Origin of the sequence: Rathayibacter tritici (genome assembly GCF_002932875.1) — a bacterium.
Classification (GTDB): domain Bacteria; phylum Actinomycetota; class Actinomycetes; order Actinomycetales; family Microbacteriaceae; genus Rathayibacter; species Rathayibacter tritici.
In genome coordinates, this window is record NZ_PSWS01000053.1 from 26,115 (window position 1) to 44,315 (window position 18,201).

An 18,201-nucleotide genomic window follows, 5' to 3' on the forward strand; every position below is an offset into this window, starting at 1 on the left:
GTCGCTTTGACTCTAAGTGCTGAAGCAACCTTAGTGTCATCACCACCTGAACACCAAGCGCGGCCCGCGACACGCCGAGCGAGACCGGCCCCGCCCGCTAGGCTGACCGCACAACCGAATACCGGGCCGCAATACCCGACGCGGGAGAGCCGACTCCGGTCGGCACCGAAGGAGCAAGCCTCCCCGCCAATCTCTCAGGTCTTGTACCGCGTCGAACTGGCCACTCTGGAAAGCGATCCGCTTGGATCCGCCGACGGTGAAAGCGAAGGACCCCTCCGGTCGGCGCGAATCTCTCAGGCACCACGACAGAGGGGGAGTTCCCACGGCACTGCTGTGCTCTGCCGCATCGGCGGCGCGAGTCCAGCACTGCGACGAATTGGAGAACTCATGTCCGAGACCCCGGCGACCAGCCCCGACGTTCGCTACTCGCCCCTGCACGAGGTGCACGTCGCCGCCGGCGCGTCCTTCACCGACTTCGCAGGATGGCAGATGCCGGTCCGCTACTCCGGTGACCTCGCCGAGCACCACGCCGTGCGGACCGCCGCCGGACTGTTCGACCTCTCGCACATGGCCGAGATCCTCCTCGTCGGCCCCGAGGCGGTCGATGCCCTGGATTACGCCCTCGCGAGCGACCTCTCCGCCGTCGGCGTCGGCCGGGCGAAGTACACCCTCCTCCTGGAGCGCACCGGCGGAGTGATCGACGACCTGGTCGTCTACCGCACGGGCGAAGACCGCTTCATGGTCGTCGCGAACGCGGCCAACCGGCACATCGTCGTCGAGACCCTGCGCGACCGCACCGCGATGTTCGAGTGCGAGCTGTTCGACGAGAGCGACGACGTCGCGCTGATCGCCCTGCAGGGCCCGCGCTCGCTCGAGATCCTGCAGAACGTCCAGGGCCTGGCCGTCGAGACGGAGCGGGAAGCGGAGTCGGTGCTCGACACTGACGACGCCGCGCGCCTGCTCGCCGAGTTGCGCTACTACCGCGCCGTGCCCGCGAGCTTCGAGGCGCATCCGATCCTGATCGCGCGCACCGGCTACACCGGCGAGGACGGCTTCGAGATCTACGTCGCTCCGGAGACCGCCCCCGCCCTCTGGCAGGCCCTCGCCGAGACCGGCGCCGGAGCGGGACTTGTCCCCGCCGGCCTCGCCGCCCGCGACACCCTCCGGCTCGAGGCGGGCATGCCGCTCTACGGCCACGAACTCTCCCGCGACGTCTTCCCCGCGCAGGCCGGCCTCGGCCGCGTCGTCGCGCTCGGCAAGCCGATCGACTTCGTCGGCCGCGCCGCGAGCGAGGAGGGGCCCCCCGGCGAGGCACCCGTGCTCGTCGGGCTCGTCGGCGAGGGCCGCCGGGCCGCCCGCGCCGACTACTCCGTCTTCTCCGGCGACGACGAGGTCGGAGTGGTCACCAGCGGCGTGCTCTCGCCGACCCTCGGCGTGCCGATCGCGATGGCCTACGTCGCCCCCTCCTCCGCGCAGCCCGGGACGGCGCTCGCCGTCGACATCCGCGGCACGCGCCTCGCGATGACCGTCACCGAGCTCCCCTTCTATTCGAGAAAGAAGAACTGACATGGCCGTACCCTTCGAGCTGCAGTACACCTCCGATCACGAGTGGATCCGCGTCGACGGAGACAGTGCGACCGTCGGCATCACCGCCTACGCCGCGGACAAGCTGGGCGACGTCGTCTTCGTCGAGCTCCCCGAGGCGGGCTCCCGCGTCGAGGGCGGCAGTGTCGTCGGCGAGATCGAGTCGACGAAGTCGGTGGGCGAGCTGTTCGCGCCCGTCGACGGCGAGGTCCTCCAGGCCAACACGGCCGTCGTCGACAGCCCCGAACTCGTCAACTCCGACCCGTTCGGCGAGGGCTGGCTGATCCAGGTCCGCTTCGACGCTCTGCCGGACGGCCTCCTCGACGCCGCCGCCTACACCGAGCTGGTCGGCGAGTAGATGGCGGCCACCAGGACCCCCGGCGCCTTCGAGTCCCGCCACATCGGGACCGACGCCGACGCCCAGCGCACGATGCTCGCGGCCCTCGGCTACGACTGCGTCGAGGAACTCGTCACCGCGGCCGTCCCCGAGTCCATCCAGGTTGCCGGGTCGATCCCGGTCCACGACCTCGCTCGGGTGCTGCCCGCTCCGGCCACCGAGACGGAGGCGCTCGCCGAGCTGCGCGCCCTCGCGGCGCGGAACACGGTGCGTCGCCCGATGATCGGCCTCGGCTACTACGGCACGCACACCCCCGCCGTGATCAAGCGGAACGTGCTCGAGAACCCCAGCTGGTACACGGCCTATACGCCCTACCAGCCCGAGATCTCGCAGGGGCGCCTGGAGGCGCTGATCACCTTCCAGACGATGGTCTCCGACCTCACCGGCCTCGACACCGCGGGCGCGTCGATGCTCGATGAGGGCACCGCGGTCGTCGAGGCCATGCTGCTCGCCCGCCGCGCCTCGAAGGCGCGCACCGACGTCTTCGTCGTCGACTCCGACGCCCTCCCGCAGACACTCGCGCTGCTGCGCGGGCGAGCGGAGGCGGTCGGTATCCGCATCGTCGAGCTGCCGCTCTCGCGCACCGCTGCGGAGGAGGTGCCGGAGTCCTTCGGCGCCCTCGTGCAGTACCCGGGCGCCTCCGGGCACCTGTGGGACCCGTCGGCCGTGCTCGCCGCGGTCAAGGCTCACGGTGGCCTGGCCGTCGTCGCGGCCGACCTGCTCGCGCTCACCCTCGTCCGTTCGCCGGGCGAACTCGGCGCCGACGTCGCCGTCGGCACCACGCAGCGCTTCGGTGTGCCGCTGGGCTTCGGCGGGCCGCACGCGGGCTACCTCGCCGTTCGCACGGGGCTCGAGCGCCAGCTGCCCGGACGCCTCGTCGGCGTCAGCCAGGACGCGGACGGCCACCCCGCCTACCGCCTATCCCTGCAGGCCCGTGAGCAGCACATCCGCCGCGAGAAGGCGACCTCTAACATCTGCACCGCGCAAGTCCTGCTCGCCGTGATGGCGGCGATGTACGCGGTCTATCACGGGCCCGACGGACTCGCCGCCATCGCAGAGCGCGTGCACGGCCGGGCCGCGCTCCTCGCGCGCCTCCTCCTCGATCGCGGCCACTCCCTCCGGCACGCCGACTTCTTCGACACCGTCGCGGTCGTCGTGCCGGGAGGCGCGGAGGCGGCGGTCGCCCGCGCCCGCGAGGCCGGGTTCGACGTGCGGCTGGTCGACGCCGACACCGTCTCAGTGTCGCTCGACGAGACGGTCACCGACCTCGAGGTGATCGCCGTCGCGACCGCTATCGGGCAGCTGGACTCGTCCTTCGGCTTCATCGGCGGCTCGGCGCGGAGCATCCCCGCCGCACTCGACCGGCGGACGCCCTTCCTCGTGCACCCCGTCTTCAGCAGCCACCACAGCGAGACGTCGATGATGCGCTACCTCAAGCGCCTCGCCGACTCCGACTACGCCCTCGACCGCGGCATGATCCCGCTCGGCTCCTGCACCATGAAGCTCAACGCCGCCACCGAGATGGAGGCGGTCAGCTGGCCCGAGTTCGCGAACCTGCACCCGTTCGCTCCCGAGGCCGACGTGCAGGGCTCGCTTGCGCTGATCGACCAGCTGGAGGGGTGGCTGGCCCACCTCACCGGTTACGACTCGGTGTCGCTCCAGCCCAACGCCGGCTCGCAGGGGGAGCTCGCCGGGCTCCTGGCGATCCGCGGCTGGCACCGCTCGAACGGCGACGTCGATCGCACGGTCTGCCTGATCCCCTCCAGCGCACACGGCACCAACGCCGCCAGCGCGGTCCTCGCGGGCATGCGGGTGGTCGTGGTGGCCTGCGACGAGCTCGGCAACGTCGACCTCGACGATCTGCGCGCGAAGATCGCCGAGCACGCGGGCTCTCTCGCCGCGCTGATGATCACCTACCCGTCCACCCACGGCGTCTACGAGCACGAGGTCGCCGAGATCTGTCGCCTGGTCCACGAGGCCGGCGGCCAGGTCTATGTGGACGGCGCGAACCTCAACGCCCTCCTCGGCTTCGCCCGTTTCGGCGACTTCGGCGGCGACGTCTCGCACCTCAACCTGCACAAGACCTTCTGCATCCCGCACGGCGGAGGCGGCCCCGGGGTTGGCCCCGTTGCCGCGAAGGCGCACCTCGCCCCGTTCCTGCCCGGGCACCCGCTCGCGCAGCGGCTCGAGCACGGCGTTGGGCAGCAGGGCGAGCGGATCGTGCACGGCGGCGCCCCGGTGTCGGCGGCGCCCTACGGCAGCCCCGGCATCCTGCCGATCTCCTGGGCTTACGCCCGGATGATGGGCGAGGAGGGACTGCGGGCCGCGACCGGCGCCGCCGTCCTCTCAGCGAACTACGTGGCCGCGCGCCTCCGCGAGCACTACCCGGTCCTCTATACGGGCGAGAACGGCCTGGTCGCGCACGAGTGCATCCTCGACATCCGCCCGCTGACGGCGGCGACCGGAGTGAGCGTGGACGATATCGCCAAGCGCCTCGTCGACTACGGCTTCCACGCGCCGACCATGAGTTTCCCGGTCGCGGGGACCCTGATGGTCGAGCCGACCGAGAGCGAGGACCTCGCCGAGATCGACCGCTTCATCGACGCGATGATCGGGATCAGGGCGGAGGCCGACCGCGTCGGCGCAGGGGAGTGGCCGGTGGACGACAACCCGCTGCGCGGCGCCCCGCACACCGCCGAGTGCCTAGTGGCCGAGGAGTGGACGCATCCGTATACCCGCGAGGAGGCCGTCTACCCGGTCCGCTCGCTCGTGCGCGGCAAGTACTGGCCGCCGGTCCGCCGGATTGACCAGGCCTACGGCGACCGCAACCTCGTCTGCGCCTGCCCGCCGATCGAGGCCTTCGCCTGATTCGCCTGCACAACGAAGGCTGAGAGTTCTGATCCGCCGCCGGGAGGCGGCTGACGAGGTCTCAGCCTTCGTTGTGAGGGGGCTGCGTCGAGTCCTCCGTCGAGGAGTGGTCGCCGAGCGTCCCTCCACAGTCGACGGATGACGTCCGCTGTCCACAGACGCCGGACGATAGGCCCCGACGCGGTCGCCCGCCGGTCATCGTTGCCGGATGGAGAGACTTCTCGCCGTTCTCGCCGAGCTGGGCGGCTTCGCCTCCGCGGCTCAGCTCGCCGCAGCCGGCTGCACGCGCCACCACCTGCTGAGCGCCGTTCGCACCGGTGCGGTGCTCCGAGTCCGCCGCGGGTGGTTCGCGCTGCCCGGTGCGCCGGAGGCCGAAATCGCTGCCGTCGCCGCGGGCGGTGTGCTCACCTGCGCCTCGGCGCTCGTGGCGGCAGGGCTGTGGGTGCTCGCGGAGGGGCCGCTCCACGTCGCCGTGCCGCCGAACGCGACAGCGCGCCCGCGACCGGGGGTGCTGCTCCACTGGCGGCGCTGGCCCGGGTGCGGCACCGGGACGGCGTCGGTCGACGGCATTCGCTCGTCCGTCCTGCACGTTCTGACCTGCCTCCCCGCTGAGGAGGCGGTCATGGCCCTCGACTCCGCGGTGAACTCCGGCGTGATCGCCTACTCGGATCTCCTCGATCTGCGCGGCATCGCTCCGGTCGGCAAGCGCGCCCTGTTCGATCTCGTTGAACCGCTGTGCCAGTCCGGGCTGGAGACGAGGATCCGCCTCGCCGCCGTTCGGATCGGAGCCCCTGTCCGCGCGCAGGTCCACGTCCCCGGAGTCGGGCGGCTGGACAACCTGATCGGGGACCGGCTGTGCGTGGAGACCGACGGGCGCCGGTTCCACGCCGGCTCGGTGCAGCTCGAGGAGGACTACCGGCGCGGCCTCGCCCTCCACGCCAGGGGGTTCGTCGTCGTGCGTCTGTCTGCGCGCCAGGTGCTCCACGAGTGGCCCGCGACTGAGGCGGTCCTCGCGTCGATGGTCCGGCAGGGAGTCCACCGCTGGGGCACGAGGACTCGCCCACTCCTGCACAACGAAGGCCGGGAGCGCTGATGAGCCCGAGAACCCCCCGCTCCGCGTGCTCAGCCTTCGTTCTGTCGGGACGGAGGCGCGAACAGCTCGGGCCAGAGCGCCACCGCCAGGGGGTACCCGACGAACGAGACGGTGTCGATGATCGAGTGGGCGATCACCAGCGGCAGCGTCCGCCCGAAGCGCTGGTAGAACAGTCCGAACACCACGCCCATGATCACGTTCCCGATGAACGGGCCGATGCCCTGGTAGAGGTGGTAACTGCCCCGCAGCAGCGCGCTGGTCATCAGGATCCGCCACCGCCCCCAGCCCAGGTCGCCGAGTCGGGCGTAGAGGTAGCCGATCACGATCACCTCCTCCTGCACCCCTGCCCGGATCGCCGAGAGCACGAGCACCGGAACCGTGTACCACCGCCAGTCGTCCGGCGCCGCGCTGACCGCCACCGTGATGCCCAGCGCTCGCCCGAGCACGTAGAGCCCGATGCCCGGCGCGCCGATCGCCACCGCCAGGATCGTCCCGGTTCCCAGATCGGAGAGCGGACGGCGCAGATCGAGCCCCAGGCGCCCGAACGGACGGCCCGTGCCCTGCCAGAGCAGGAACGCGCACAGGGCGACGGGGACGAGATCGAAGAAGATCGCGAGGAGGTGGTAGATGAGATCGAAGCTCGGACGGTCGCTGAGCGCGCCGTTGATTGTCGCCGTCTGATCGCCGAGGGCCGTGGGGCGGGTCAGCCGATTCGTGATCGACACGATCGAATACACCGCGGAGGCGCCGAGCGAGAGCCCGAGCACGAGCACGATCTCGACATAATGTCGAGAAAAAGGCCATCGAGACCCTGACAAGTCGGTGGACACTTCGTGCGACTCCTCTGGGTTCGATGTGTTGCGCGGTACCCGGCTTTCGCGCACGTTTCGTGCAGACCGACGCAAGGATTCCACCTCCCTGTTACCGCTGTGTAACGGTTGCCACCTGCTTTTGTGCAGATAGCGCATGAATACATAGTCTCGATCACGGCATTCGCGCGACGGCCACCAGTCTCGTGCGCCGCCGCCGTCGCCACGCGCACGGCACTCCACGCGTCAGGGAAACCACTTCTCGCGCGCCCCCACATCACTGGAGGAATTAGTGAATATCAGACGTTACGGATTCGGGGCTCTGGCGCTCGTCGCCGCGAGCACGCTGGTCCTGGCCGGCTGCAGCAGCTCGGGCGACTCCGGCGGGGGTGCATCGGGAGGCGACGCCGCCGCGATCATCTCCACCAACGGCTCCGAGCCCCAGAACCCGCTGGTCCCGACGAACACCAACGAGGTGGGCGGCGGCAAGATCCTCGACGAGATCTTCGCGGGCCTGGTCTACTACGACGCCAAGGGTGCGCCCGAGAACGACGTCGCTGAGTCCATCGAGTCCAGCGACGCGCAGAACTACACGATCACGATCAAGTCGGGCCTGACCTTCACCAACGGCGATCCGGTCACAGCCAGCTCGTTCGTGGACGCCTGGAACTACGGCGCCAAGCTCTCGAACAACCAGATCAGCTCCTCGTTCTTCTCGAACATCGAGGGCTTCAGCGACACCGAGGACAGTGAGCTGACCGGTCTGAAGGTCGTCGACGACACCTCCTTCACGGTCGCGCTCAAGGCGCCGCAGTCCGACTTCCCGATCAGTCTCGGCTACTCGGCGTACTACCCCCTGCCGGCCGCAGCCTTCACCGACATGGCCGCTTTCGGCGAGAACCCGATCGGCAACGGACCGTACAAGCTGGCCGGTGACAACGCCTGGCAGCACGACGTCCAGATCGAGCTGGCCAAGAACGAGGACTACACCGGCCCCCGCGAGGCGCAGAACGGCGGGCTGAAGATCGTCTTCTACGCCACGCAGGACGCCTCCTACGCCGACCTTCTCGGCGGCAACGTCGACGTGATCGACCAGATCCCGGACTCGGCCTTCGGCACCTTCGAGAGCGACCTCGGCGACCGCGCCGTGAACCAGCCCTCGGCCGTGTTCCAGTCCTTCACCATCCCCAGCCGTCTCCCGCACTTCGACGGCGAGGAGGGCAAGCTCCGCCGCCAGGCCATCTCGATGGCCTTCGACCGCAAGGAGATCACCGACGTGATCTTCGAGGGCACCCGCACCCCGGCCTCCGACTTCACCTCCCCGGTGATCGACGGCTACAGCGACGCCCTCTCCGGCGCCGACGTGCTCTCGTACAACCCCGACGAGGCCAAGGCGCTGTGGGCGCAGGCCGACGCCATCAGCCCCTGGGACGGCACCTTCAAGATCGCGTACAACGCTGACGGCGGCCACCAGGGCTGGGTCGACGCGGTGACCAACTCGGTCAAGAACACGCTGGGTATCGACGCCGAGGGCGACGCGTACCCGACCTTCGCCGAGGCGCGGACCAAGATCGTCGACCGCTCGATCGAGACCGCGTTCCGCACCGGATGGCAGGCCGACTACCCGAGCCTGAACAACTTCCTCGGCCCGCTGTACGTGACCGGCGGCTCCTCGAACGACGGTGACTACTCGAACCCCGAGTTCGACTCCCTCGTTCAGCAGGGCCTGTCGGACGCCGACGCCAGTGCTGCGAACGCGACGTTCCAGCAGGCGCAGGAGATCCTGCTGCAGGATCTCCCCTCGCTGCCCCTGTGGTATGCGAACGTGACCGGCGGCTACGGCGAGGGTGTGTCGAATGTCGAGTTCGGCTGGAACTCGGTGCCGCTCTACTACGAGATCACCAAGAACTAAGCTCGAACCACTGGGGCGCTTCGCCCGTGCTGTCGGCCGCCCGGTCGCGGCACGGGCGAAGCGCCCTGTTTCGGTCACAATCGAATGAGGTCCCCATCCATGCGACTCCGGAACCGGCTGGGCTGACATGCTCGCCTACATCGTCCGACGCATCCTGCAAGCCGTCCCCGTGCTCATCGGCACCACGTTCCTCATCTACTTCATGGTCTTCTCCATGCCGGGGAACCCGCTCCTGTCGCTTTTCGGCGATAAGACGCCGAGCCCCGCGCTCCTGGCCCGCCTCGAGGAGCAGTACCACCTGAACGAGCCCTTCTTCGTGCAGTACCTGTACTACCTGGGAGGCGTCGTCCGCGGCGACTTCGGCATCTCGTTCTCCGGCCAGTCCGTCAACGAGATCCTCGCCCGCACCTTCCCGGTCACTCTGACGCTGGCGATGATGGCGATCATCATCGAGATCGTCGTCGCGCTGTCCATCGGCCTCATCAGCGGTCTGCGCAAGGGCAGTTTCTTCGACGCGAGCGCGCTGGTGGTCAGCCTTCTGCTCGTCTCGGTGCCGATCTTCGTGCTCTGCTTCATCGCGCAGTCGTTCTTCGCGATCCAGCTGGGGTGGTTCCCTCCGACCGTCGGAGCCGACGCGTCGTTCCAGAGGCTGCTACTGCCCGCGATCGTGCTGGCCCTCTTCGTGGTCGCCTCGGCCATCCGCCTCACGCGCGGCTCGGTCATCGAAACGGCCGGCTCGGACTTCGTGCGCACGGCGTACAGCAAGGGGCTCTCGCGACGCCGCGTCATCCCCGTGCACGTCCTGCGCAATTCGCTCATTCCGGTCACGACGCAGTTCGGGGCCGACTTCGGCCTCCTGATCGTCGGCGCGACTGTGACCGAGGGCATCTTCAACGTTCCCGGAGTCGGGAACACGCTCTACCAGGCGATCATCCGAGGGGAGCGACCGACCGTCGTCTCCTTCGTCACGGTCATGGTGCTGTTCTACCTCGTGGTGAACATCCTCGTCGACCTGCTCTACGCCGTACTCGACCCGAGGATCCGCTATGCCACATGAGTTCACCGGCGGCGCGCAGAAGCCCCGCCGCATCGACCACGTCGTGGCACCGCTCGAGGAGACGCCGATCGCGTCGATCGACGCGGTCAGCCTCGACGAGAAGCCCAGCAACCTCTGGACCGACGCGTGGCGGGATCTCCGCACGCGCCCGATGTTCTGGATCTCCGGGGTCCTGATCCTCGTCGTGATCGCGGTTGCGCTCTTCCCCGGCCTGTTCACGTCGGTGGACCCGCGGCAGTGCGCGCTCTCGTTCAGCAACCAGGGCCCGGGTGACGGCAGCCTGCTCGGCTACACCAAGCAGGGCTGCGACGTGTTCTCGCGGATCATTCACGGCACGTCGACCTCGCTGACGGTGGGGCTCATCGTGATCGTGATCACGACGGTCTCCGGAGTCATCGGCGGCGCCCTCGCCGGCTTCTTCGGCGGCTGGGTCGACACCGTCATCATGCGCCTGGGCGACATCTTCTTCTCGATCCCCTACATCCTCGCCGCGGTCGTCATTATGTCCGTCTTCTCGGCCTACCGGAACGTCTTCGTCATCGCCCTGGCGATCGGCGCGTTCGCGTGGCCGACGACGGCGCGCGTCCTGCGCTCCGAGGTCCTGCGCGTGAAGCAGTCCGACTTCGTCGGTGCCGCGACCGCGACCGGCCTCTCGCGCATGGCGATCCTGTTCCGGCACGTGCTGCCGAATTCGATCGCCCCCGTCATCGTCGTCACGACGATCTCGCTCGGCGCGGCGATCACCGCGGAGGCGACGCTGTCGTTCCTCGGCGTCGGCCTGCCCGGCTCGGTCATGTCGTGGGGCAACGACATCAGCCAGGCCCAGCGCGACCTGCGCACCAACCCGCAGACGCTGATCTATCCGTCGGTCGCCCTGACGGTGACGGTGCTGAGCTTCATCCTCCTCGGCGAGTCGCTCCGCGACGCGCTCGACCCGAAGGCGAGGGCCCTCCGATGACCGCGACGACACCGAACGCTCCGCAGGGGCACCTGCTCGAGGTCACCGATCTCGAGGTCGGCTTCCAGACCGGCAGCGGCCTGGTCCCCGCCCTGCGCGGCGTGAGCCTCACGATCGAGCACGGCCAGACCGTCGCGATCGTGGGGGAGTCGGGCTCCGGCAAGTCGACGACCGCCGCCGCGATCATCGGCCTGCTCCCCGGCACCGGCCGGGTTACCGCCGGCTCCGTGCTGTTCGACGGCAAGGACCTCGCCACGGCGACGAGGACCGAGCTGGAGGACATCCGCGGCCGACGCATCGGCTACGTGCCGCAGGACCCGATGTCCAACCTCAACCCGGTGTGGTCGGTCGGCTTCCAGGTGGAGGAGACCATCAAGGCCAACGGCCTCGCGAGCGGCCGCAAGGAGGTACGCGCCAAGGCGATCGAGGTCCTGCAGAACGCCGGTCTCGCGGACGCCGAGAAGCGACTCAAGCAGTTCCCGCACCAGTTCTCCGGAGGCATGCGCCAGCGCGTGCTGATCGGCATCGGCCTGGCCGCGGCTCCGCAGCTGCTGATCGCGGACGAGCCCACCTCGGCGCTCGACGTCACGGTCCAGCGCCGCATCCTCGACCACCTCGAGACGCTGACGAAGACCGACGGCACCGCCCTGCTCTTCATCACGCACGACCTGGGTCTGGCCGCCGAGCGGGCCGAGAAGCTCATCGTCATGTACAAGGGTCGCATCGTCGAGTCCGGCGCCTCGGTGGAGGTACTGCAGAACCCGCAGCACCCCTACACGCAGCGCCTGATCGCGGCGGCGCCGAGCCTCGCGTCGCGCCGGATCCAGTCGACGGCCGGTCGGGCCGTGGAGTCGGTGCGCGGCGAGTCCGAGGCCGTCCGCGAGGTCGACCTGGTCGGCGCGGGTGCCGCGCACCACGCCGGCGCGGTCGCTTCGGGCGCCCCGATGATCGAGGTCGACGGCCTCACCAAGGTCTTCAAGATCCGCCGCGGCGGGCTGAAGGCGGAGGACTTCACGGCCGTCGACTCCGTGTCGTTCTCGATCCCGAAGGGCACCACCACGGCGCTCGTCGGCGAATCCGGCTCGGGTAAGTCGACCATCGCGCGCCTCGTCCTGGGGCTCGAGACGGCCACGTCCGGAGCGATCTCGATCGCCGGACGCCGAACCGAGAAGCTCAAGGGCCGCGAGATGCTGGCACTGCGCCGCTCGATGCAGCCCGTGTTCCAGGATCCGTACGGCTCGCTCGACCCGCTGCACAACATCGGCAACACCATCTCGGAGCCGCTGCGGGTGCACAAGGTCGGGGACCGGACGTCGCAGCGCGAGCGGGTCCTCGAGCTGCTCGATCAGGTGTCCCTGCCGCGGGTGATCGCGAGCCGGTACCCGAACGAGCTCTCCGGCGGCCAGCGCCAGCGGGTCGCGATCGCTCGTGCGCTGGCGCTCAAGCCCGAGATCGTGGTGCTGGACGAGGCGGTGTCGGCCCTGGACGTCCTCGTCCAGGCGCAGATCCTGCGTCTTCTCGCCGATCTCCAGGCGGAGCTCGGGCTCACCTACCTGTTCATCACGCACGACCTGGCGGTGGTCCGCGTGATCGCCGACGACGTCTGCGTGATGCAGAAGGGCCGGATCGTCGAGCACGCCCCAACGGATACCGTGTTCGACTCCCCGCAGCAGGAGTACACCCGTGAGCTGCTCGACGCCATCCCGGGCGCGGGCATCGAGTTCGCGGTCTGATCGACGGATCCACGGGCCCCGGCCCCGCAAGGAACGCCCTGCACAGGGCTGTCCGGAGTGGGGATCCGGGGCCCTTCGCCGTGCGGACGCCTCGCTGCGGTACGATGGATGGTCCCCTTTTTGCACGAGAACACGAGACGAGTCCGTATCCATGGCAAGTGCCACCCGCTCCGACCTGCGTAACGTCGCGATCGTCGCCCACGTCGACCACGGCAAGACCACGCTGGTCGACGCCATGCTCAAGCAGACGAACTCCTTCGACGCGCACGCCCACGTCGATGAGCGCGCGATGGACTCGAACGAGCTCGAGCGCGAGAAGGGCATCACGATCCTCGCGAAGAACACCGCTGTCTCATACAGCGGCAAGCACGCGAGCGACGGCCCCATCACCATCAACGTCATCGACACCCCGGGTCACGCCGACTTCGGCGGTGAGGTCGAGCGCGGCCTGTCGATGGTCGACGGCGTCTGCCTCCTCGTCGACGCGTCGGAGGGCCCGCTGCCCCAGACCCGTTTCGTCCTGCGCAAGGCACTCGAGGCGAAGCTCCCCGTCATTCTCCTGGTCAACAAGACCGACCGCCCCGATGCGCGCATCGACGAGGTCGTCGCCGAGAGCCAGGACCTGCTCCTCGGCCTCGCCTCCGACCTCGCGGACGACGTGCCGGATCTCGACCTCGACGCGATCCTCGACGTCCCCGTCGTGTACGCCTCGGGCAAGGCCGGCCGCGCCTCGGCGAACAAGCCCGAGGACGGCTCGCTGCCCGACGCCGAAGACCTGGAGCCGCTGTTCGAGGCGATCCTCAAGCACATCCCGGCCCCGACCTACGACGACGACGCACCCCTTCAGGCGCACGTCACCAACCTCGACGCCTCGCCGTTCCTCGGTCGGCTCGCCCTCCTGCGCGTCTTCAACGGCACGATCAAGAAGGGCCAGACCGTCGCCTGGGTCCACCACGACGGCACCCACACGAACGCGCGCATCACCGAGCTGCTGATCACCAGGGCGCTCGATCGCTACCCCGCGGAGTCGGCCGGGCCCGGCGACATCGTCGCGATCGCGGGCTTCCCCGAGATCACGATCGGCGAGACCATCGCCGACCCCGAAGACATCCGCCCGCTGCCGGCCATCACGGTCGACGACCCGGCGATCTCGATGACGATCGGCACCAACACGTCACCGCTGGTCGGGAAGGTCAAGGGCCACAAGCTCACCGCGCGCATGGTCAAGGACCGTCTCGACCGCGAGTTGATCGGAAACGTGTCGCTCAAGATCGTCGACATCGGACGCCCGGACTCGTGGGAGGTCCAGGGCCGCGGGGAGCTCGCGCTGGCGATCCTCGTCGAGCAGATGCGCCGCGAGGGCTACGAGCTGACCGTGGGCAAGCCCCAGGTGGTGACCCGCCAGGTCGACGGCAAGACGCACGAGCCCTTCGAGCACCTCACGATCGATGCTCCGGAGGAGTACCTCGGCGCGATCACCCAGCTCCTCGCCGCCCGCAAGGGTCGGATGGACGGCATGTCGAACCACGGCACCGGCTGGGTGCGCATGGAGTTCATCGTCCCCTCGCGCGGGCTGATCGGCTTCCGCACCGAGTTCCTCACCACCACCCGCGGCACCGGCATCGCGAACGCGATCCTGCACGGGTACGAGCCATGGGCGGGCGCGATCGTCACCCGTAACAACGGCTCGATCGTCGCGGACCGCAACGGCGTGGTAACCCCGTTCGCCATCATCGCGCTCCAGGAGCGGATGACCTTCTTCGTGAACCCCACGGAGGAGGTCTACGAGGGCATGGTGATCGGCGAGAACTCGCGTAACGACGACATGGACGTCAACATCACCAAGGAGAAGAAGCTGACGAACATGCGTCAGTCCACCTCCGACACCTTCGAGTCGATGACCCCGTCGCGCCAGTTGACGCTCGAGGAGTGCCTCGAGTTCGCCCGCGAGGACGAGTGCGTCGAGGTGACCCCCGAGGTCGTCCGCATTCGCAAGGTCGAGCTCGACGCCAACGCCCGCGCGCGAATGACGAGCCGCCTCAAGAAGCAGGGCTGAGCCCCGGGCGCTCTGGCGCCCGCACACGACGAGACCGGCCGGGGAGCATCGCTCCGGCCGGTCTCGTCGTCTCCCCACCCGCGTAGCGCGGGGTCAGCCCGCCGGAGTGGGTGACGGAGTACCAGACTCCGCGTCGAGCGTCGAGGTGACGAAGGAGACGAACGCCGACGCGTCATCGGGCTTCCCCGTGTACTGCTTCCCGTTCACGAGCACGGTCGGAGTCGACGCGAGCTTCGCGAGTGACGAGTTGGCCACCGGTCGGGTCGTCGCCCGGTCGGTGGCGGCTTTCACCCACGGGCGGAACTCTCCGCTGGTCATGCAGGCGAGGACGTTGTCGTTCGTCGCTCCCGCCCCGACCACGAGCGTTCGCAGCGCGTCGTCGCTCAGGCCCGTCGTCCCCTCGGCCGGCTGCTGCGCGAACAGCGCTGCGTTCACGGCGAGGAAGTGGTCGGGATCCTCATCGGCAACGCAGGCCGCCGCGTTCGCCGCGCGACTGGAGTACTCCGAGCCGGCCGAGGACGAGTCGAGGATCGCGACCGGGTGGATCTCGAGCGTGATCGCGCCCTTCGTCAGCCAGGACTGCAACTGTTCGGCGTTCGTCTTCTCGAACTGACTGCAGTAGGGGCAGAGGTAATCGACGTAGAGGTCGACCGCCACCACTCCGCCCGCCCGGGTCGCACTCTCGTCGGTCGGCACGGGCGAGGCCTCCGGAGCGATCGCGGCCGTCGTCTTCACCGTCACGGCAGAGCCGTCGCCCGCGAGGACGATGCCGTCGCTGAGCATGTTGGCGGGGCCGGCGGTCGCGATCTCCTGCTGCGACCAGACGTTCCAGCACACCAGCGCGACCACGGCGAGCAGCCCGACCCCGAGGCCGCCGTAGCCGAGCAGACGATTCCGGCGCCGTCTGCGCCTCTCCGTCTCACGGCGCTCCCGCGCCTCGGCTCGGGCGAGCTCCTGGCGCTCGCGTTTGGTCAGACCGTTTCTCGCACTGTTCCCGGACATCGCCGCCGACGCTACGAGAGCGCGCTATGGGCCACCGAGGAGCGCGCCCGCTGACGCCTGGGACGGCGTGCGGATGCTCTCAGGATCGTCCGAAGAGGGGATTGTCCGAAGAGGGGGTCAGCCGAAGAGGGGGGGTCAGCCGAAGAGGCCCGAGCCGAGGAAGTCGCTCTCGTCCCGAGCGCCGGGCGGTACCGCGAACACGGCGGAGCCCACGTGCTTGACGTACTCGTTCAGCGCGTCCGTCGCGAGGTTCCGCTGAACGGCGATGAACTGGTCCGGTGAGCGCTGGAAGGAGAGGAAGAACAGTCCCGCGTTCAGGCGGCCGAGCTCGTCGTTGCCGTCGACGAAGTTGTAGCCGCGGCGCAGGAGCCGTATGCCGTTGTTCCCGCTCGGATGCGCGAGGCGCACGTGCGAGTCCTTATCGATCAGGGGAGCGCCGGTCGCTCCGGCCGCGGTGAAGTCGGGCTCGGCGAACTCCGCGCCGCCCGAGAGCGGAGCGCCGGAGCCCTTGCTGCGTCCGATGACCCGCTCCTGCTCGCCGAGCTGGCTGCGGTCCCAGGTCTCGATGATCATCCGGATCTTCCGCGCCACCAGATAGCTCCCGCCGACCATCCACTCCGGGCCGTCGGAGGAAGACACCCAGACGTGCTCCTGCACGGCGTCGGCCTCCTCGGACTTCACGTTCGCGGTGCCGTCCTTGAAGCCGAACAGGTTCCGCGGGGTCGCTTGGGCGGTCGACGTCGAAGAGGTGCGGCCGAAGCCGAGCTGCGACCAGCGGAGCGAGGCGCGCCCGAACGCGATCCGGCTCAGATTGCGGATGGCGTGCACAGCGACCTGCGGGTCGTCGGCGCAGGCCTGGATGCAGAGGTCGCCACCACCGGCCGCGGGCACGAGCGCGTCGCCGCGGAAGCGAGGCAGGGCCTGCAGCTGGGCAGGGCGGCGGTCGGCGAGGCCGAAGCGGTCGACGCCGGACTCGTCGGTGAAGAGCGTGGGGCCGAAGCCGACGGTGATGGTCAGCGAGGCGGCGTCGAGCCCGAGGGCCTCCCCGGTGTCCTCGGGCGGTGCGGTGTCCGGTCCGTCCACCGCGCCGGTCTCGCCGACCTCGAGCCCCTGGGTCATCCGCGAAGCGGCGAGCGTCCAGTCCTGCAACAGCTCGATCAGATCCTCGCGGGTACTACCCGCCGCGAGGTCGAAGGCGGCGAAGTGCAGACGGTCCTGCGCCGCGGTGGTGATCCCCGCCTGGTTGGCGCCGAAGAATGGCACGGTGCGCGCGGCGGAGGGTGCGGTTGCGCCGGCGGAGGAGGTCACGGCGAGCGTCCCGCCGACTCCGGCGGCCAGCCCCGCGGTACCCGCCGAGACGAGGCCGAGCAGCCCGCGCCGCGAGAGGCGGTGGGGCTGCTCGGCGGGCTGCACCTCCGGGTGGTCGGCGGAGCGCTCGGGCGCGGGATCGGGGTGCTGCTCGGCGTTCACTCCGCGGTCGGCTCCTGGACACCGAGGACCGTGTGGGTCAGCTGCGAGAGCGGCTCGGAGAGGGCGTTCACCTGGTCCGAGAGTTCCTTCTTCTGCTCGGCGGTCAGGGTCGAGTAGGCGACGAAGCCGGAGTCGATCGAGCCGTACTGCGCGAGGCGGGCGTCCAGCTCCGAGAAGCGCTGCGTGATCTGCGCGGTGAGGTTCGCCCCGTCGTCACCGCTGGCGGTCGCGATCGGTTCCACGTTGCCGAAGGCCACCTGCGCTCCCTGCACGTTGGCGGCGAAGTCGGTCAGGTCGGTGCTCGACCACCAGTCCTCCTCGCCCGTGATCTTTCCGGCGGCGACCTCGTCGAGCAGGCCGATGGCGCCGTTCGAGATGTCGCCCACCGAGACGGTGAAGTCCGGGGAGTTGACGAGGTCGGCGAGGCTCTGCACATCCGCGACGAGCCCCTGGCCGAACTGGGCACGCTGCTCGGCCGTGGAGGGCGCCCAGTCGAGGAGGGCACTCGTCCCGTCCGAGTTGAGCGCGCCGTCCGCGGGGACCCAGAGATCCTTCTCGATGCGGTGGAACCCGGTCCAGTCCAGGCCTTCGGCGACTGCGTCGACCTCGCGGTAGTCGATGCGCGGATCGAGATCGCCGAACGCCTCAGCGGTCGGCTCGATGCGCTCGTAGAAGACGCGGGTGGAGGCGAAGAGGCTGCGCGCCTTCTCGTCCTCGCCCGCCTCGTAGGCCTGCGCGAACTCGGTGACCGCGGGAAGCAGCTCGCCAACCTGCGACTTCACGTACGAGACGTAGTTGGTGACCGCCGCTTGCGTCGCCGCTTTCTCGTCGGCCGACTGCGCGGTCGCCTGACCGGTGACGGTGAGGGCGCTGAGGCCGATCGGGGCGCCGACCTGCTGGAACTTGCAGGCGGTGTAGTAGGTGCCCGGTTCGAGCTGCGCGACGTAGGAGACGCTCTGCCCGGGGGTCAGGTTCTCCTTCTCGCCGACGATCCGCAGCTTGTCCTCTGCGAGGATCTCGAACTCGTTGACGTCCGATCCGCCGTTGGTCAGCGTGAACGTCACGGCTCCCGCTTCGGCGGTGGCCGCCGAGACCTCGCACGCGTCATCTCCGATCGCGACGTGGAGCGCAGCGGAGGAGGAGGCGGAGGAGGTGTTCGGCACGCACCCCGTCAGCACGAGCGCCAGAGCGCCCGCTCCGGCGAGGCCGAGAGTGACGCGGGGGAGGGTGGGACGAGCGCGCGAGGACATGCTTCTCCTGGG

13 protein-coding genes and 2 riboswitches are annotated in these 18,201 nt (G+C 69.5%); of the genes, 9 read left to right on the forward strand and 4 right to left on the reverse strand.

Annotation, left to right across the window (positions count from 1 at the left end):
• The first annotated feature begins 131 nt into the window (after positions 1-131).
• A riboswitch (glycine riboswitch) is annotated at positions 132-219 on the forward strand.
• A 1-nt stretch (position 220) separates the two neighbouring features.
• A riboswitch (glycine riboswitch) is annotated at positions 221-316 on the forward strand.
• Positions 317-387: 71 nt separating this feature from the next.
• The 4 genes from gcvT (at position 388) to C5D07_RS08655 (ending at position 5,942) form a co-directional block, all read left to right on the forward strand.
• Positions 388-1,566 (forward strand): glycine cleavage system aminomethyltransferase GcvT, encoded by a 1,179-nt coding sequence (gcvT, locus tag C5D07_RS08640; protein ID WP_068254164.1) that lies wholly within the window; start codon positions 388-390, stop codon positions 1,564-1,566.
• Between the two features lies 1 nt (position 1,567).
• On the forward strand, positions 1,568-1,942 hold the full coding sequence (gcvH, locus tag C5D07_RS08645; protein WP_068254161.1) for a glycine cleavage system protein GcvH: 375 nt from the start codon (positions 1,568-1,570) through the stop codon (positions 1,940-1,942).
• Entirely contained in the window at positions 1,943-4,849 is a 2,907-nt protein-coding gene (gene gcvP, locus C5D07_RS08650; RefSeq protein WP_104259156.1) for an aminomethyl-transferring glycine dehydrogenase, read from the forward strand.
• A gap of 208 nt (positions 4,850-5,057) precedes the next feature.
• On the forward strand, positions 5,058-5,942 hold the full coding sequence (locus tag C5D07_RS08655; RefSeq protein WP_084415927.1) for a type IV toxin-antitoxin system AbiEi family antitoxin domain-containing protein: 885 nt from the start codon (positions 5,058-5,060) through the stop codon (positions 5,940-5,942).
• Positions 5,943-5,971: 29 nt separating this feature from the next.
• Here C5D07_RS08655 and C5D07_RS08660 read toward each other — a convergent pair whose 3' ends face one another.
• Positions 5,972-6,715, reverse strand: coding sequence for a CPBP family intramembrane glutamic endopeptidase (locus tag C5D07_RS08660; RefSeq protein ID WP_258061843.1), 744 nt, complete (start codon positions 6,713-6,715; stop codon positions 5,972-5,974).
• Between the two features lie 328 nt (positions 6,716-7,043).
• On the opposite strand from C5D07_RS08660, the gene C5D07_RS08665 reads away from it, so the two are divergent.
• The 5 genes from C5D07_RS08665 to typA all read left to right on the forward strand — a co-directional run bounded on the left by C5D07_RS08665 (position 7,044) and on the right by typA (position 14,467).
• Positions 7,044-8,663, forward strand: a complete 1,620-nt coding sequence (locus tag C5D07_RS08665) for a peptide ABC transporter substrate-binding protein (RefSeq protein WP_068254155.1) — start codon at positions 7,044-7,046, stop codon at positions 8,661-8,663.
• 127 nt (positions 8,664-8,790) lie between these two features.
• Positions 8,791-9,720, forward strand: coding sequence for an ABC transporter permease (locus C5D07_RS08670; RefSeq protein WP_068254152.1), 930 nt, complete (start codon positions 8,791-8,793; stop codon positions 9,718-9,720).
• Positions 9,710-10,678 carry an ABC transporter permease gene (locus C5D07_RS08675; protein ID WP_068254149.1) on the forward strand — a complete coding sequence of 323 codons (969 nt, stop codon included), beginning with the start codon at positions 9,710-9,712 and terminating at the stop codon, positions 10,676-10,678. Before C5D07_RS08670 ends, C5D07_RS08675 begins: the two co-directional genes overlap by 11 nt.
• Positions 10,675-12,411: a dipeptide ABC transporter ATP-binding protein gene (locus C5D07_RS08680; protein ID WP_068254148.1), complete on the forward strand. Its 1,737-nt coding sequence runs from the start codon at positions 10,675-10,677 to the stop codon at positions 12,409-12,411. The genes C5D07_RS08675 and C5D07_RS08680 overlap by 4 nt, the downstream gene beginning before the upstream one ends.
• 151 nt (positions 12,412-12,562) lie before the next feature.
• Positions 12,563-14,467: a translational GTPase TypA gene (gene typA / locus C5D07_RS08685; protein ID WP_068254145.1), complete on the forward strand. Its 1,905-nt coding sequence runs from the start codon at positions 12,563-12,565 to the stop codon at positions 14,465-14,467.
• 93 nt (positions 14,468-14,560) lie between these two features.
• Here typA and C5D07_RS08690 read toward each other — a convergent pair whose 3' ends face one another.
• From C5D07_RS08690 to efeO, 3 genes are all read right to left on the reverse strand, one after another.
• The gene (locus C5D07_RS08690; RefSeq protein ID WP_068254141.1) at positions 14,561-15,469 is read right to left on the reverse strand and encodes a DsbA family protein; all 909 of its coding nucleotides are present in this window, start codon (positions 15,467-15,469) and stop codon (positions 14,561-14,563) included.
• Positions 15,470-15,604: 135 nt separating this feature from the next.
• Positions 15,605-16,939, reverse strand: a complete 1,335-nt coding sequence (gene efeB, locus C5D07_RS08695; protein WP_373408350.1) for an iron uptake transporter deferrochelatase/peroxidase subunit — start codon at positions 16,937-16,939, stop codon at positions 15,605-15,607.
• On the reverse strand, positions 16,936-18,189 hold the full coding sequence (efeO, locus tag C5D07_RS08700) for an iron uptake system protein EfeO (protein ID WP_104259158.1): 1,254 nt from the start codon (positions 18,187-18,189) through the stop codon (positions 16,936-16,938). Before efeO ends, efeB begins: the two co-directional genes overlap by 4 nt.
• Between the last annotated feature and the right edge of the window lie 12 nt (positions 18,190-18,201).